Raw genomic sequence first — 14,286 nt, forward strand, 5'->3', positions numbered from 1 at the left:
CCCGGGCCACCGGCTCCGGCCGGAGCAGTCCGAGCACCGCCACCGCCGCCGCGGCCGGCGGGAGCGCCGCGGCCAGGCCCGCCGCGAACGGGGCGATCCCGGTGAACCGCAGGTCACGCCAGGTGGCCGGGTCGCTCCACCAGAGCCGCCAGGACTGGTCCATGACGGCGTCCCGGCGGCTGCGCTCGTACGCGTACCCGTTCCACCAGTGGCCGGTGGACATCCGGGTGACCGGCCCGGCCGTCCGGTAGCCGGCCGGGACGGCGGTGCCGGTCCACCGCTCGACCAGGAAGCGGACCGCCCGGCAGACCGGACGGGCCAGCGCGAGCGTGCCCGTGCCCACCAGCACCACGGGCAGCAGCCACGACCACGGGTTGGCCGGGCCCCACCGGATGCCCAGGGCCACGGCGGCGGCCCACACCGCCGGGATCAGCAGGGTGACGGCCGCCACCGCGCACGCCCGGACGAACCCCACCCCCACGCGTTCGACCCATGAAACCGGCTGTCTCACTGCCCCCGCCCCTCGCTCTTCGTTCGATGCTCCCACTCTGCACCCCGCGGAGCCCGTCGCTGCCCGGGTCGGCCGAGGAGTGTGGCCGGCCCCACCCCGTCGTGGGTCCAGGCCCACACCGGGCCGCCCCGGCGCCGCCCACCGTCGAAGCCATGGACCGCGCCACCCGGCCGCAGCGGGCGCCGGCGCGGAGCCGGGCCACCCGGGGAGCGCCGGCGGGGCCGTCGCCCGAATGCATGTATCGCTCTCTTGACTCACGTCACCGACCCGCCATACTGGCCTCACTCCCCGCTCGCACGACGAGGTGCCCGCCCATGGAGCTCTCCCCCTCAGCGCACGTGGACACGTTCTGTCGAGACCACCTCCCACCCTTCGATCAGTGGCCGGAACTCCTCTTCGAACTCCCGGAGTTGGCCTATCCCGACCGCCTGAACTGCGCCGCCGCCCTGCTCGACGACACCATCGAACGCCTCGGCCCGGACCGCCGCTGCCTGCTCACCCCCACCGGGCACTGGTCCTACGGCGAGCTGCGCGACCACGCCGACCGGATCGCCCGTCTGCTGACCGAGGACCTCGGCCTCGTCACCGGCAACCGGGTCCTGCTGCGCGGCCCCAACACCCCTTGGCTGGCGGCCTGTTGGCTCGGCGTGCTGAAGGCCGGCGGGGTGGCCGTCACCACCATGCCGCTGCTGCGCGCCGCCGAGTTGACCGAGCTGCACGGCATCGCCAGGCCCGTCCTCGCCCTGTGCGACCACCGGTTCCTGGACGAGCTGGACCGGGCGCGCACCCCCGGCCTGCGCGTCCTGCGCTACGGCGGCACCGGCCCCGAGGACCTCACCGCCCGCTGCGCCGCCAAGCCCACCGGCTTCCCCGCCGTCCCGACCGCCGCCGACGACGTCGCGCTGATCGCCTTCACCTCCGGCACCACCGGCCGCCCCAAGGCCACCCTGCACTTCCACCGCGACGTGCTCGCCATCGCCGACACCTTCTCCCGGCACCTGCTCCGCCCCACCTCGGAGGACCTCTTCACGGGAACCCCTCCGCTCGGCTTCACCTTCGGCCTCGGCGGCCTGCTGGTCTTCCCTCTGCGGGCGGGCGCCGCCAGCCTCCTGCTGGAACAGGCCACCCCCGAACAGCTCGCCGAACAGGTCCGCCGGCACGGGGTGAGCGTGCTGTTCACCGCGCCGACCGCCTACCGGGCGATCCTGGCCGCCGGCCTGGCCGACCGGCTGGCCGCGGTGCGACGCTGCGTCTCCGCGGGCGAGCCGCTGCCCGCCGCCGTCTGGCAGGCCTTCCACGCGGCCACCGGACAGCGGCTGATCGACGGCATCGGCGCCACCGAGCTGCTCCACGTGTTCGTCTCGGCCGCCGACCGGGACAGCCGCCCCGGATCCACCGGCCGGCCCGTCCCCGGCTTCCGGGCCACGGTCCTGGACGGGCAGGGCCGCCCGGTGCCCGACGGCGAGCCCGGGCTGCTCGCCGTCAAGGGCCCGACCGGCTGCCGCTACCTGGACGACGAGCGCCAGCGGGAGTACGTCCGCGGCGGCTGGAACGTCACCGGCGACACCTACGTCCGGGACAGCGACGGCTACTTCTGGTTCCGGGCGCGCAACGACGACATGATCGTCTCGGCCGGCTACAACATCGCCGGGCCCGAGGTGGAACAGGCGCTCGCCGCCCACCCCGACGTGGCCGACTGCGCGGTGGTCGGCGCGCCGGACGAGCGGCGCGGCGCGGTGGTCAAGGCGTACGTGGTGCTGCGTGCGGGCGTATCCGCCGCGCCGGAGACGGCGCACGGGCTCCAGGAGCACGTCAAGCGCACCATCGCGCCGTACAAGTACCCGCGGACGGTCGAGTTCGTGCCCGAGCTGCCGCGCACCGCGACCGGCAAGCTGCACCGCGCCGAACTGCGCCGACGGGCCGCGCTGACCCCGGCCAGCGTCACCGTCGAGCGCCGGGTGGAGTGGTCCGACACCGATGCCGCCGGGCACTACCACTTCTCCGCCGTGCAGCGCTGGGCCGAGGCGGCGGAGGCCGCCCTGCTGCGCCGGCTCGGGCTGGCCGAGCTGTTCGGGCGGATACCCCGGGTGCACTTCGAGGCCGACTACCGCGAGCGGCTCTGGTTCGGCGACCTGGTCCGCACCGAGCTGCGGGTGGTCCGGGTCGGCGGCTCCTCGCTGCACTACGCCTTCGAGGTGCACGGCCCGCACGGGCTGGCCGCCAGCGGGCGGATGTCGGTGGTGCACGCCGCGCCGCACGCCGGGGGTGCCGAGCCGTGGCCCACGCAGGTCCGCCGCACCCTGGCGGAGGCCGGGCCGCAGCAGCCCGAGGTGGTCGCATGAACGAGGCCGCCACCTCCACAGCCCGCCGGATCGCGGTGATCGGCGCCGGCCCCGGCGGGCTCTACTTCGCCGCCCTGGCCAAGCAGCTGGCACCCGGCCGGGAGCTCACCGTCTTCGAACGGGACGCCCGGGACGACGAGTTCGGCTTCGGCGTGGTCTTCTCCGACGAGACCCTCGACGGCATCGCCCGGGCCGACCCGCGCGTCTTCGCCGCGATCAGCGCCGAGTTCGCCCGCTGGAGCGACATCGACATCCGCTACGCGGGCGAGGTCCGCACCAGTGGAGGCCACGGTTTCGCCGCCCTGGACCGCAACCGGCTGCGCGCCATCCTGCAACAGCGCTGCGCCGAGCTGGCGGTGGACGTGCGCTACCGCACCCCGGCCCCGCCCGTCGACCGGCTGGCCGCCGAGTACGACCTGGTGGTGGCCGCCGACGGCATCCGCTCCGGCACCCGGGCCGCCCACCCGGAGAGCTTCCGCCCCGAACTGGACGAGCGCCACTGCCGCTACATGTGGCTCGCCACCGACAAGGTCTTCGAGGCCTTCACCTTCATCGTCGAGCAGTACGACTTCGGCGTGCTCCAGGTCCACGCCTACCCGTACAGCGCCACCCGCTCGACCTTCATCGTCGAGGCGGCCGCGGACGCCTGGCGCCGCGCGGGCTTCGAGGCCCTCGCCGCACGGGAGCCGGCGCGCGGCGAGAGCGACCTGGCGAGCGTACGGCGCTGCGCGGAGCTGCTCGCCGGGCACCTGGACGGCCACCGGCTGATCCCCAACGCCTCCCGCTGGATCCGCTTCACCACGGTGCGGAACGCGAGCTGGCGCCACCGCAACGTGGTCCTGCTCGGCGACGCCGCGCACTCCGCGCACTTCTCGATCGGCTCGGGCACCAAGCTCGCCCTGGAGGACGCCCTCGCCCTGGCCGCCGCACTGAGTGAACAGCCCACCCTGGAGGAGGCGTTGGCGGGCTACGAGGCCGAGCGGCGCCCGGTGGTGGAGTCCACCCAGCGCGCCGCACAGGCCAGCCTGGAGTGGTTCGAGACCATCGGGCGGCGGGCCGGGCAGGGCGCCGACCAGTTCGCCTTCAACCTGCTCACCCGCAGCCGGAGAGTCACCTACGGCAGCCTGCGGGCCCGCGACCCGGCCTTCGTGGACGCCGTGGACACCGCCTTCGGCGGCTCGCCCGGGACGCCGCCGATGTTCCTGCCGCTGAGGCTGGGAGCGCTGGAGCTGCGCAACCGCGTCGTGGTGCCCCCGCTCGCCACCTTCACCTCCCCCGACGCGCTGCCCAGCGGCTTCGACCGGGCCCAGCTGACCGGGCACGCGCTCGGCGGCGCGGGGCTGGTGCTCGCCGGGATGACCGCGGTCAGCCCCGAGGGCCGGGCCACCGATCGGTGCCCGGGCCTGTGGACCGACCACCAGGAGGCCGCCTGGCGCCAACTTCGCGACGCCGTCCGGTCGGTGAGCGACACCCCGCTCGGCATCCAGCTGACCCACGCCGGCCGCCGGGGCGCGTCCACCGCTCCCGGCCCCGACGGCATCGGGCGCCCGCTCGCCGGCGGCTGGCCGCTGATCGCCCCCTCGGCCATCCCCTGGGACGCCGACAGCCCGGTGCCGCACGAGGCGAACGACATCCAATCGGCCGCCGTCACCGCCGACTTCGCGGCCGCCGCCGAGCGGGCCGCCCGGGCCGGCTTCGACGTGCTGGAGCTCCAGTTCGGCCACGGTCACCTGCTCTCCTCCTTCCTCTCCCCGCTCACCAACCACCGCACCGACCACTACGGCGGCCCGCTCACCCACCGGCTGCGGCTACCGCTGGAGGTGCTGACGGCGGTACGCGCCGTCTGGCCGGCCGGACGGCCGCTGCTGGTGCGGATCTCGGCAAGCGACTGGGCGCCCGGCGGCACCACCGAGGAGGAGACCGTGGCGATCTGTCGCGCGCTCGCCGCGGCCGGGGCGGACGCGCTGGACGTCTCCACCGGCGAGGTGGTGGCGCACCAGCGGCCACCGTACGGGCGCGGCTACCAGACACCCTTCGCCGAGCTGGTCCGCACCGCCACCGGCCTGCCGACCGTCGCGGTCGGCGCGATCTCCGGGTACGACGACGCCGACTCCGTCCTGCTGGCCGGGCGGGCCGACCTGGTCGCGGTCGGCCGGGCCCACCTGTACGACCCGCTCTGGACGCTGCACGCCGCCACCGAGCGGGGCCACACCGGTCCGGGCGCCCGCTGGCCCGAGCCCTGGCGGGCGGGCAGCCGCAAACCGCCGGGCCCGAACGCCGACCGGGTCGCCCCGCGCCTGCACCTGCTGCGCGAGCCGCCCGCGCCCGTCCACCGCCGCTGGTCACCACCCCTTCCCGAGGAGTGACGAGGAACCATGCCCCACCTGCCCCGCTTCACCGCCGCCGCCGTCCAGGCCGCCCCGGTCTACCTGGACCCGGCCGCCACCGTCGACAAGGCCGTCGCGCTGATCCACGAGGCGGCCCGGCACGGCGCCGAACTGGTGGTCTTCCCCGAGGTCTTCGTGCCCGGCTACCCGTACTGGAACTGGACGATGAACCCGGTGCAGGGCTCGCCCTGGTACGAGCGCCTGTACCGGGCCGCCGTGGACGTCCCCGGCCCGTACGTCGACACCCTGTGCGCCGCCGCCCGGCAGGCCGGAGTGGTGCTGGTGATCGGGATCAACGAACGCGGCCGGCACAGCCTCGGACTGCTGTACAACACCCTGCTGATCATCGACGCGAACGGCGAACTGCTCAGCGTGCACCGCAAGCTGATGCCGACCTGGGCCGAGAAGCTGACCTGGGCGCAGGGCGACGGCAGCACCCTCACGGTGCACCCCACCACCGTCGGCCCGCTCGGCGCGCTGGCCTGCGGCGAGAACACCAATCCGCTGGCCCGCTTCACCCTGCTGGCACAGGGCGAACTGGTCCACGCCGCCTGCTACATCGCACTGCCGGTGGGCCCGGAGGACTACGACATGGCGGACTCGATCGCACTGCGCACCGCCGCCCACTGCTTCGAGGGCAAGGTGTTCTCCGTCGTCTCCTGCTCCACCGTCTCGCCCGAGATGGTGGACCTGCTCGCCGGCGACGACCCGCAGGTCCGCAAGCAGCTCGCCCGCCCGCACAGCGCCCTGTCCGGGATCTTCGGCCCGGACGGCCGCGCCGTCACCGAACCGCTGGTGGACGAGGAGGGCGTCGTCTACGCCGAGATCGACCTCGGCCGCTGCATCCAGCCCAAGCAGATGCACGACATCGTCGGCCACTACAACCGCTTCGACGTCTTCCGGCTGCACGTGGACAACCGCCCGCTGCGACCGCTGGTGTTCCCCGAGGAGGAGGCATGACCGGACCCGAACGCTCCCCCGAGCACGACGACGACCGGATCGGCCGGTCCAGAGTCACCGACAGCCCGGAACTGCGCGCATACTACGAGGAGTTGGCCGAACACGAGGCCGGCGCCCTGTGGACGGTCGCGAACGAGATCGAGCCCTGGTACCCGCAGCCGAAGTCCGTCCCGGTGCTCTGGCGCTACGCCGACCTCCGCCCGCTGGTGCGCAAGGCGCTGCCGCTGGTGAAGGCCGACGACGCCGGCCGCCGGGTGGTGATGCTGGTGAACCCCGGCCGCCGCGAACTGAGCGCCGCCGTAGGACTGTTGTACACCGGCCTGCAGATCATGGGCCCCGGCGAGGCGATGACCGCGCACCGCCACCAGGCCTCCGCGCTGCGCTTCGTCCACGAGGGCACCGGCGCCTGGACCGTCGTGGACGGGCAGAAGCTCAGGGTCGGCCCGCGCGACTTCGCGATCACCCCGAACAACACCTGGCACGAGCACGGCAACGAGGCCGACGACGCGCCGGTGATCTGGCAGGACGGCCTGGACATCCCGCTGGTCAACACCCTCGACGCCAACTTCTACGAGGTCCACCCGGAGCTGTACCAGCGGCCGGGGCCGGTCATCAACTCCTCGCTGCTCAGCTACGGCGGCAACCTGCTGCCGTACGGCGCCGAGAAGTGGACCCGGCCCTACTCGCCGCTGTTCGGCTGGCCCTGGGAACCCAGCTACCACGCACTGTGCCGGCTCGCCCGTGCCGCCGAGGGATCGCCCTACGACGGCGTGATCATGGAGTACACCAACCCGGTCACCGGCGGCCCGGTGATGCCGACCATGTCCGCCCACCTGCAACTGCTGCGCCCGGGCCAGGCCACCCGCGCCCACCGGCACACCGGCTCGGTGGTGTACACCGCGGCCAAGGGCCGCGGCGCCTCGGTGATCGCCGGCCGGCGCTTCGAGTGGCAGCAGGGGGACATCTTCGTCGTCCCGTCCTGGGCCTGGCACGAGCACGCGAACCTCGACCAGGGCGAGGACGCCTGCCTGTTCTCCTTCGACGACTTCCCGGTGATGCACTCGCTCGGCCTGTACCGCGAGGAGGCCCACCCCGACGGGCACCAGCCCACCACCACCGCCTGACCAGGAGCCCCACCGCCATGCACCTGCTGACCTTCCGCGCCGACGGCGCCGACACCCCGCGACTCGGCGCCCGGCTCGACGGCGACCGGGTCGCCGACCTGGCCGTCCTCGCCACCGCCGCCGGAGCCCGACTTCCCCCCGATCTCCTGGGGTTGATCCGCGCCGGCGGGCCCGCCCTGGCCACCGCCCGCGAACTGCTCGCCGGGGCCCCGGCCACCAGGCCGCTCGCCGAGGTCTCGCTGTGCGCGCCACTGCGCCCCGGCAAGATCGTCGGCGTCGGCCTCAACTACGTGGAACACGTGGCCGAGTCGCACCGCACGCTGGACACCGACCGCGAACTGCCCGACCGTCCGGTGCTGTTCGGCAAGCCCTCGACCGCCGTCACCGGCCCGGGCGGGCCCATCCTGCACAACGCCGACCTCACCAAGCAGCTCGACTGGGAGTGCGAACTCGCCGTGGTGATCGGCGCAACGGCCTTCCGGGTGGCCGAGGCGGACGCCCTGCGGCACGTGTTCGGCTACAGCATCGTCAACGACGTCAGCGCCCGCGACCAGCGCCGCTCCGGCCAGTGGTTCTTCTCCAAGGGCCAGGACAGCTACGCGCCGTTCGGCCCGGTCGTGGTGACGGCCGACGAGATCCCCGACCCGCAGCGGCTCGACCTCTCGCTGAAGGTCAACGGCGAACTGCGGCAGGACTCCAACACCCGCCACATGCTGTTCGGCGTCGCCCGGCTGATCGCCGACATCTCCTCCGGCGTCACCCTGGAACCGGGCGACGTGATCGCCACCGGCTCCCCCTCGGGCGTCGGCGCCGGGATGGTGCCCCCGCAGTTCCTCCAGCCCGGCGACCTGGTCGAGGCCACCATCGAACGGATCGGCACGCTCGCCAACCCGGTGATCGACGCCCGCTGACCGATCGACGCCCACCGAAGGGGGCCCGCAACCGATGACCACCTACCGGATCGGCCAGATCGTCCCGAGCTCCAACGTCACCATGGAGACCGAGGTCCCCGCCCTGCTGCGGGCCCGCGAGGCGGTCGCCCCCGAGCGGTTCACCTTCCACTCCAGCCGGATGCGGATGACCAGGGTCACCCCCGAGCAACTGCGCGCCATGGACGCCGAGTCCGACCGCTGCGCCGCCGAGCTCTCGGATGCCCGGATGGACGTGATCGGGTACGCCTGCCTGGTCGCCGTGATGGCCACCGGCCCCGGCTACCACCGCGAGGCCGAACGGCGGCTGCACCTGCGCACCGTCGAGAACGGCGCCCCCGCGCCCGTGGTCACCAGCGCCGGTGCCCTGGTCGCCGGGCTGCGCGAACTCGGGGCCGCGAAGGTCGCCATGGTCACCCCGTACCTGCGGCCGCTGGCCCGGACGGTGGTCGAGTACCTCGCCGCGGAGGGCATCGAGGTGCTCGATCACGCCGCCCTGGAGATCGCCGACAACCTGGACGTCGCCGCCCACGACCCGGCCCTGCTGCCCGCGATCGCCCGCGCTCTCGCGTACGCCGAGGCGGACGCGGTGGTGCTCTCGGCCTGCGTGCAGCTGCCCTCGCTGTCCGCCGTCGAGGAGGCCGAGCAGCAACTGGGCAAACCGGTGGTCTCGGCCGCCGTCTGCACCGCCCACCAGCTCCTGCGGGCCCTCGGTCTGCCCGCCTTCGCCCCCGGCGCCGGACACCTGCTCTCCGGCGCCTACGCATAGGGCGGGTCCGACGGTTCGCGCCGCGCGGGAACCGTCGGACCCGCCCCGACCGCCCGGCCGCCCGGGAAGCGCAGGATTCCGCGCCCCCGGACCGGCACTCTCGTTATGATCGCCACCAGTCGCCGGGGAGGAGGGCCCGCGCATGTCCGAGAGCACACCTCGGCCGAGCTCCCTGATCCACACCGTCTACGGCGAGTTCGTCCGCCGCCTCGGCGGCTGGATATCCATCGCCGACCTGATCGCGCTGCTGGCCGAGCTGGACGTCGACGGCCCGGCCGTCCGCTCGGCGACGTCCCGGCTGAAGAAGGCCGGCACCCTGCTCCAGGAGCGCCGCGCGGGGACCGGCTACCGGCTCGCCCGGGCGATGGAGCCGGTCTTCGAGGAGGGCGACCGGCGGATCTTCCACAGCCTGGAGCCCGCCGAACTCGCCGACGGCTGGGTGGTGGCGGTCTTCTCGGTGCCCGAGTCCGCCCGCGCCCACCGCCACCAGCTGCGCTCCCGGCTGAGCTGGCTCGGCTTCGGCAACGCCGCCCCCGGGGTCTGGCTGGCGCCCGCCCGGCTGCTGCCGGACGCCCGCCGGCTGCTGGACCGGCTCGGGCTGAGCGCCTACGTCCATCTGTTCCTCTCCGCCGAGTACGCCGGCTTCGCCGACCTCCCCACCGCGGTGGCGAGTTGGTGGGACCTCCCGGCGATCGAGGCGCAGTACGCGGCCTTCGCCGACGCCTGGCGCCCGGCCGCCGAGGAGCTGCGCGGACGGTCGCCGGTCGACCCGGCCGAGGCGTTCCGCGACTACGTGCCGATGCTCACCCGGTGGCGCCGGCTGCCGTACCTGGACCCGGGGCTGCCCGCGCAGCTGCTTCCCGCCGACTGGAACGCGGTGCCGGCCCGGGCGGTGTTCACCGAGCTGCACGGGCTGCTCGCCGAGCCCAGCCTCCGCTACGTCGAGAAGGTCACCGGTCTGGTGCCGCGAGACCCGGCACCGCACGAGGAGCGGCCATGAACCGGCACACCCCCGCCGACCTGCTGATCCGCGCCGCCGCCGTGCATACCCTGGTGCCCGGCGAGCCGCCCCGCCGGGCGATCGCCGTCACCGGCGGCCGGATCACCGCCCTCTCCCCCGTGCCCGACGGGCTGGACGCCCTGATCGGCCCGGCCACCGAGGTGGTGGACGCCCCGGGCGCGACCGTCCTGCCCGCCTTCGACGACACCCACACCCACCTGATCCTGGCCGGGCACAGCGTCCACGGCGTGCCGGTCCACCGGGCCCGTGACCTCACCGGGTTCCTCGGCCTGATCCGCGAGCGCGCCGCCCGCACCCCCGCCGGGGAGTGGATCCACACCACCGTCAACTGGCAGGAGGTGCTGCTGGCCGAGCAACGGATGCCCACCACCGGGGAGTTGGACACGGCCACCACCGAGCACCCGGTGCTGGTGCGTCGCGGCGCGTACAACATGGTGCTCAACTCCGCCGCGCTGCGGCTGGCCGGGATCACCGAGTCCACCGAGGCACCGCCCGGTGGTGTGATCGAGCGCGACGGGCGCGGGCGGCTCACCGGCCGGCTGATCGACCGGGCGGTCGAGCTGGTCGAGCGGGTGCTGCCGCGCCCCACCCTCGCCGAGCGGGTCGAGGGGCTGCGCGCCGCTTCCGCCGACTTCGCCGCCACCGGGATCGGCACCGTCCGCGACTGCCTGGTCCCGGTCGAGGACCTCGCGGTGCTGGACGCCGCCCGGGCCGAGGGCGCCCTCGCCGTTCGGGTCCGGGCGCTGGTCTCCGGCTTCGCCGCCCGCACGCCGCAGCAGGTGGACGCGTTGCTGGACCGGATGGACGACTGGCGCGCCACCGGCCGGGACGACGACCGACTGCGCCTCTGGGGCGTCAAGTTCGGCATCGACGGCGGTTTCGAGGCGGGCGCGGTGGAGGAGCCGTACCAAGGGCAGCCGTGCTACCACGGCCGGCTGCTCTGGGAGCCGGCCGAGCTGCTCGCGGCGGTGGACCGGGTGGTCGGGCGGGGCTGGCGGGTCGGGGTGCACGCCTGGGGCGACCGCGGGCTGCGCGTGCTGCTGGACGTCTTCGAGCAGGTGGCCGAGCGGCGCCCCGGCCTGCCGCCCGGCACGCTGGTGGTCGAGCACGGCGGCCTGGCCCGCCCCGAGCAGCGGGCCCGGGCGATCGCGCTCGGCACCCCGGTGACGGTCCAGCATCCGCTGCTGCACGACGGCGCGCCCACCCAGCAGCGGGCGTGGGGCGAGGAGCGCACCGCCGCGCTCTTCCCGCTGCGTGAGTGGCTGGACGAGGGCGCGTTGATCACCGGCGGATCGGACTTCCCGGTCGGCCCGTACGGCGCGATGGTGTCGGTGTGGGGCATGACCACCCGGAGCACCACGGCCGGAGTGGTCGGCCCGGAGCACGCGATCAGCCGGGCCGAGGCGGTCGCACTGCACACCGTGAACGCGGCCCGGCTGACCGGCGAGAGCGCGGTGCGCGGCAGCCTGCGGCCGGGGGCGTTCGCCGACCTCACGGTGTGGCCGCTCGATCCGCTGGACTGCCCGGTCGACGCGCTGCGCGAGCTGCGACCCACCCGCACGGTGGTGGGTGGACTTACCACGCACCACAGTTGACGCGCCGTCAGGCCGCGACGAGCTCCCGCAGGTCGATGCCGCGGTGCAGCGCACGCAGGTCCTCGTGCAGCGTGGACGGCGGAACGGCGAGCACCCCGCAGCGGGCCCGCTTCAGGCAGTGCCGGGTGACCGAGCGGCGCATCAGCCCACGCGTCCGGGCCCGGAGGCCACCCTGCTCGCCGGTGCTGACCACCAGCAGGTCGCCCGGACGGTCGGCGAGCTCGGTCAGCACCGCCGCGGCCTCGCCGCGCACGACCAGCGGCCGCACCGGCACGCCGATCGGCAGGCCGCCGAAGGCCTGCTCCAGTGCGCCCTCCATCCGCGCCTCGGCAAGCTCCTGCCAGGCCCGCAGCAGCGGCGGGCACGGCCGGGCGCGGTAGTTGCGCTCGCCGCCGACCGGCGTCCAGGCGAGCACCGGGACCAGAACGGCCTGCCGGGCCCGGGCCTCCTCGGCCGCCCGATGCAGGGCGGTCAGGCTGTGCAGTGAACCGCTGACTCCGACGATGACGCGGGCGCCGTCCGACATGATCCTTCACTTTCCGATGCCAAAACTCTTCAATGTCTGCGATTAGGCTGCCACAGTCGCCACTTAGCCTGCAAATCGAAGGCATTCACTGAATATCACCTTGCATCGCTCGGCATATCCATGCCCCGGCCGTCCACCGGCCGGACCTCCTGGAGCAGCCCCCAGGTGAAGTCGGCCTCGCACGCGCGCAGCCGCCCGTCGGCGTCCGGCGCCACGAAGTCCAGCCGGAACCTGGTCGGCGCGCTCCCCTCGCGCGGCACGGCGGGCGGGAACGCGACCCCCACGTCGCCCACCACGCAGCTCCACGGCGCGAGGTCGGCCAGCGTGCGCAGCACGGGCGCCGGGGCGCCCGCCGCCCGCACCAGCCACTCGTTCAGCAGCGGCCCGCCGATCTCCGCCGGACCGAGCAGGATCTCGAAGCGCAGCTCCGGCCAGAGCGGTAGCGTCCATTGCCGCGCGACACAGGCGAGGTCCCCGATCCGGCGCGGCACGCTCGCCTCGGCCGGCCCGAGCACGGCGGCGTACCGGGCGGCGCCGCGCGGAAACCGGGGCGCGCGGACCATCGCCTGCCAGCGCTTGTTGGCCTCCCGCATCGAGGTCCGGGTGGCACCGAGCCGCCGCACCGCCTCCTCGACCAGCCCGGGCTGGAAGTCGGCCATCCGGCGCAGCAGCACCAGCTGGAACTCGGTCACCCCGAAGCCGTTGATCGCCATGTCGAAAGCCTGGACCTTTCTGTTCGAGCATATGTTCGAATGGCGGCGTACGCTGGCCTCATGCACGGCACCGTCCACCTCCAGCCCTCGCTGTTCGACGACGCGGGCCACAGCGGCATCCGCCTCGGCCCGCTCGACGGCCTGCGCCGGCTGCCGCTCGGCGACGGCGCCTGGCTGGACCTGCTCCCGGGCTGGCTGCACGGGGCGGACGAGCTCTTCGAACAGCTGGCCACCACCGTGCCCTGGCGGGCCGAGCGCCGCGAGATGTACGAGCGGACGGTCGACGTCCCACGCCTGCTGGCCTCCTACCCGGCGCAGGCCGAGCCGCCTCACCCGGTGCTCGGCCTGGCCCGGGCGGCGCTGAGCCGGCACTACGCCGAGGAGCTGGGCGAGCCGTTCCGCACCCTCGGCCTCTGCTACTACCGGGACGGCCGGGACAGCGTGGCCTGGCACGGCGACCGGATCGGGCGCGGCGCCCGCGAGGACACCATGGTGGCGATCCTCTCCGTCGGCGAGCCGCGCACCCTGGCGCTGCGGCCCCGGTCCGGCGGCGCGGCGGTCGTGCGCCATCCTCTCGGTCACGGGGACCTGGTGGTGATGGGCGGCTCCTGCCAGCGCACCTGGGAGCACGCGATCCCCAAGACGGCCCGCCCGGTGGGCCCGCGGATCAGCATCCAGTTCCGGCCGCACGGAGTGTCCTGATCCCCCGCTTGCCGCGCACCCGCCGGGCGCGGAGGCTGGCGAGTGGGGCCGGTGGCGCTCAGCACCGGACACCGGGCCCGCCAGGAGGGCCGCATGCCGAAGCCGGGCATCTACCGCGCCGGAGTCCCGTGCTGGGTCGTGCTCACGACGCCGGACACCGCACGGGCACAGGCCTTCTACGGTGCGCTGTTCGACTGGGAGTTCGTCCCGACCGGCCCCGCCGAGGCGGTGGCCACCCGGTACGGCGCCCAGGTCGCGGCCGTCGAACGGGCCCGGCCGAGCGACCCGCCCGCCGTCTGGACCACCTTCCTCGCCTGCCCCGACCCGCTGCGCACCCTCGCCGTCGTCCGGACCGCCGGCGGGCACCTCGCCCGAGAGCCACACGAGGTGCCCGAGCAGGGTCGAGCCGCGCTCGCCGTCGACCCGCTCGGCGCGCGCTTCGGGCTCTGGCGGGCCGGCACCATCGACGGCGCCGGCCTGGTCGACGAGCCGGGCACGCTCGCCTGGAACGAACACCTCTCCCCCGACCCCGGCGCCGCCCGGTCCTTCTACCGCCGGGTCTTCGGCTACACCTACGACCGGCCGCGGGCGGGCCACACGCTCGCCCGGGTGGCGGGCCGCCCCGCGTGCAGCATCGGCCCCTCCGGCGCGGGCGCCCGCTGGCTGGCGCACTTCGCGACCGAGGACACCGACCGCACCGCCGACCG

The 14,286-nt window shown here is 74.7% G+C and carries 12 protein-coding genes and 1 pseudogene; 10 read left to right on the top strand and 3 right to left on the bottom strand.

What is annotated here, in order from left to right; genetic code table 11:
- A pseudogene (locus KS423_RS21130) lies at positions 1-511 on the bottom strand (sensor histidine kinase); the annotation flags it as partial.
- A 314-nt stretch (positions 512-825) separates the two neighbouring features.
- Between KS423_RS21130 and KS423_RS21135 the strand changes: the two are divergent.
- The 8 genes from KS423_RS21135 (at position 826) to KS423_RS21175 (ending at position 11,638) form a co-directional block, all read left to right on the top strand.
- Positions 826-2,853 carry an AMP-binding protein gene (locus KS423_RS21135; protein ID WP_374119996.1) on the top strand — a complete coding sequence of 676 codons (2,028 nt, stop codon included), beginning with the start codon at positions 826-828 and terminating at the stop codon, positions 2,851-2,853.
- Positions 2,850-5,219, top strand: coding sequence for an FAD-dependent monooxygenase (locus KS423_RS21145; protein ID WP_224281133.1), 2,370 nt, complete (start codon positions 2,850-2,852; stop codon positions 5,217-5,219). The genes KS423_RS21135 and KS423_RS21145 overlap by 4 nt, the downstream gene beginning before the upstream one ends.
- Positions 5,220-5,228: 9 nt before the next feature.
- Positions 5,229-6,200, top strand: coding sequence for a carbon-nitrogen hydrolase family protein (locus KS423_RS21150; RefSeq protein ID WP_224281134.1), 972 nt, complete (start codon positions 5,229-5,231; stop codon positions 6,198-6,200).
- On the top strand, positions 6,197-7,324 hold the full coding sequence (locus KS423_RS21155) for a cupin domain-containing protein (protein ID WP_224281135.1): 1,128 nt from the start codon (positions 6,197-6,199) through the stop codon (positions 7,322-7,324). Before KS423_RS21150 ends, KS423_RS21155 begins: the two co-directional genes overlap by 4 nt.
- A gap of 17 nt (positions 7,325-7,341) precedes the next feature.
- Positions 7,342-8,235: a fumarylacetoacetate hydrolase family protein gene (locus KS423_RS21160; RefSeq protein ID WP_224281136.1), complete on the top strand. Its 894-nt coding sequence runs from the start codon at positions 7,342-7,344 to the stop codon at positions 8,233-8,235.
- A gap of 34 nt (positions 8,236-8,269) precedes the next feature.
- Positions 8,270-9,022: an Asp/Glu racemase gene (locus KS423_RS21165; protein ID WP_308020224.1), complete on the top strand. Its 753-nt coding sequence runs from the start codon at positions 8,270-8,272 to the stop codon at positions 9,020-9,022.
- A gap of 142 nt (positions 9,023-9,164) precedes the next feature.
- A complete protein-coding gene (locus KS423_RS21170; RefSeq protein ID WP_224281137.1) occupies positions 9,165-10,022 on the top strand; it encodes a PaaX family transcriptional regulator C-terminal domain-containing protein in 858 nt (285 codons plus the stop codon).
- On the top strand, positions 10,019-11,638 hold the full coding sequence (locus KS423_RS21175) for an amidohydrolase (RefSeq protein ID WP_224281138.1): 1,620 nt from the start codon (positions 10,019-10,021) through the stop codon (positions 11,636-11,638). Before KS423_RS21170 ends, KS423_RS21175 begins: the two co-directional genes overlap by 4 nt.
- Before the next feature lie 7 nt (positions 11,639-11,645).
- Here KS423_RS21175 and KS423_RS21180 read toward each other — a convergent pair whose 3' ends face one another.
- Together KS423_RS21180 and KS423_RS21185 are read right to left on the bottom strand one after the other, a co-directional pair.
- The gene (locus KS423_RS21180) at positions 11,646-12,164 is read right to left on the bottom strand and encodes a universal stress protein (protein ID WP_224281139.1); all 519 of its coding nucleotides are present in this window, start codon (positions 12,162-12,164) and stop codon (positions 11,646-11,648) included.
- Positions 12,165-12,259: 95 nt separating this feature from the next.
- Complete coding sequence (locus KS423_RS21185) at positions 12,260-12,877, bottom strand: hypothetical protein (RefSeq protein WP_224281140.1); 618 nt, start codon at positions 12,875-12,877, stop codon at positions 12,260-12,262.
- Positions 12,878-12,937: 60 nt separating this feature from the next.
- Here KS423_RS21185 and KS423_RS21190 point away from each other — a divergent pair, with 60 nt between their 5' ends.
- Positions 12,938-13,579: an alpha-ketoglutarate-dependent dioxygenase AlkB gene (locus KS423_RS21190; RefSeq protein WP_224281141.1), complete on the top strand. Its 642-nt coding sequence runs from the start codon at positions 12,938-12,940 to the stop codon at positions 13,577-13,579.
- A 93-nt stretch (positions 13,580-13,672) separates the two neighbouring features.
- The coding region (locus KS423_RS21195) for a VOC family protein (protein ID WP_224281142.1) at positions 13,673-14,286 on the top strand (614 nt) is incomplete at its 3' end.

The sequence above is a fragment of the Streptomyces sp. LS1784 genome, assembly GCF_020103755.1.
Classification (GTDB): domain Bacteria; phylum Actinomycetota; class Actinomycetes; order Streptomycetales; family Streptomycetaceae; genus Kitasatospora.

Excerpts from the sequence above, each read along its gene's own strand:
- KS423_RS21150 (WP_224281134.1), top strand. The coding sequence starts at position 5,229 with ATGCCCCACCTGCCCCGCTTCACCGCCGCCGCCGTCCAGGCCGCCCCG.
- KS423_RS21160 (WP_224281136.1), top strand. The coding sequence starts at position 7,342 with ATGCACCTGCTGACCTTCCGCGCCGACGGCGCCGACACCCCGCGACTC.
- KS423_RS21185 (WP_224281140.1), bottom strand. The coding sequence starts at position 12,877 with ATGGCGATCAACGGCTTCGGGGTGACCGAGTTCCAGCTGGTGCTGCTG.
- KS423_RS21190 (WP_224281141.1), top strand. The coding sequence starts at position 12,938 with ATGCACGGCACCGTCCACCTCCAGCCCTCGCTGTTCGACGACGCGGGC.
- KS423_RS21145 (WP_224281133.1), top strand. The coding sequence starts at position 2,850 with ATGAACGAGGCCGCCACCTCCACAGCCCGCCGGATCGCGGTGATCGGC.
- KS423_RS21155 (WP_224281135.1), top strand. The coding sequence starts at position 6,197 with ATGACCGGACCCGAACGCTCCCCCGAGCACGACGACGACCGGATCGGC.
- KS423_RS21175 (WP_224281138.1), top strand. The coding sequence starts at position 10,019 with ATGAACCGGCACACCCCCGCCGACCTGCTGATCCGCGCCGCCGCCGTG.
- KS423_RS21180 (WP_224281139.1), bottom strand. The coding sequence starts at position 12,164 with ATGTCGGACGGCGCCCGCGTCATCGTCGGAGTCAGCGGTTCACTGCAC.
- KS423_RS21135 (WP_374119996.1), top strand. The coding sequence starts at position 826 with ATGGAGCTCTCCCCCTCAGCGCACGTGGACACGTTCTGTCGAGACCAC.
- KS423_RS21170 (WP_224281137.1), top strand. The coding sequence starts at position 9,165 with ATGTCCGAGAGCACACCTCGGCCGAGCTCCCTGATCCACACCGTCTAC.
- KS423_RS21165 (WP_308020224.1), top strand. The coding sequence starts at position 8,270 with ATGACCACCTACCGGATCGGCCAGATCGTCCCGAGCTCCAACGTCACC.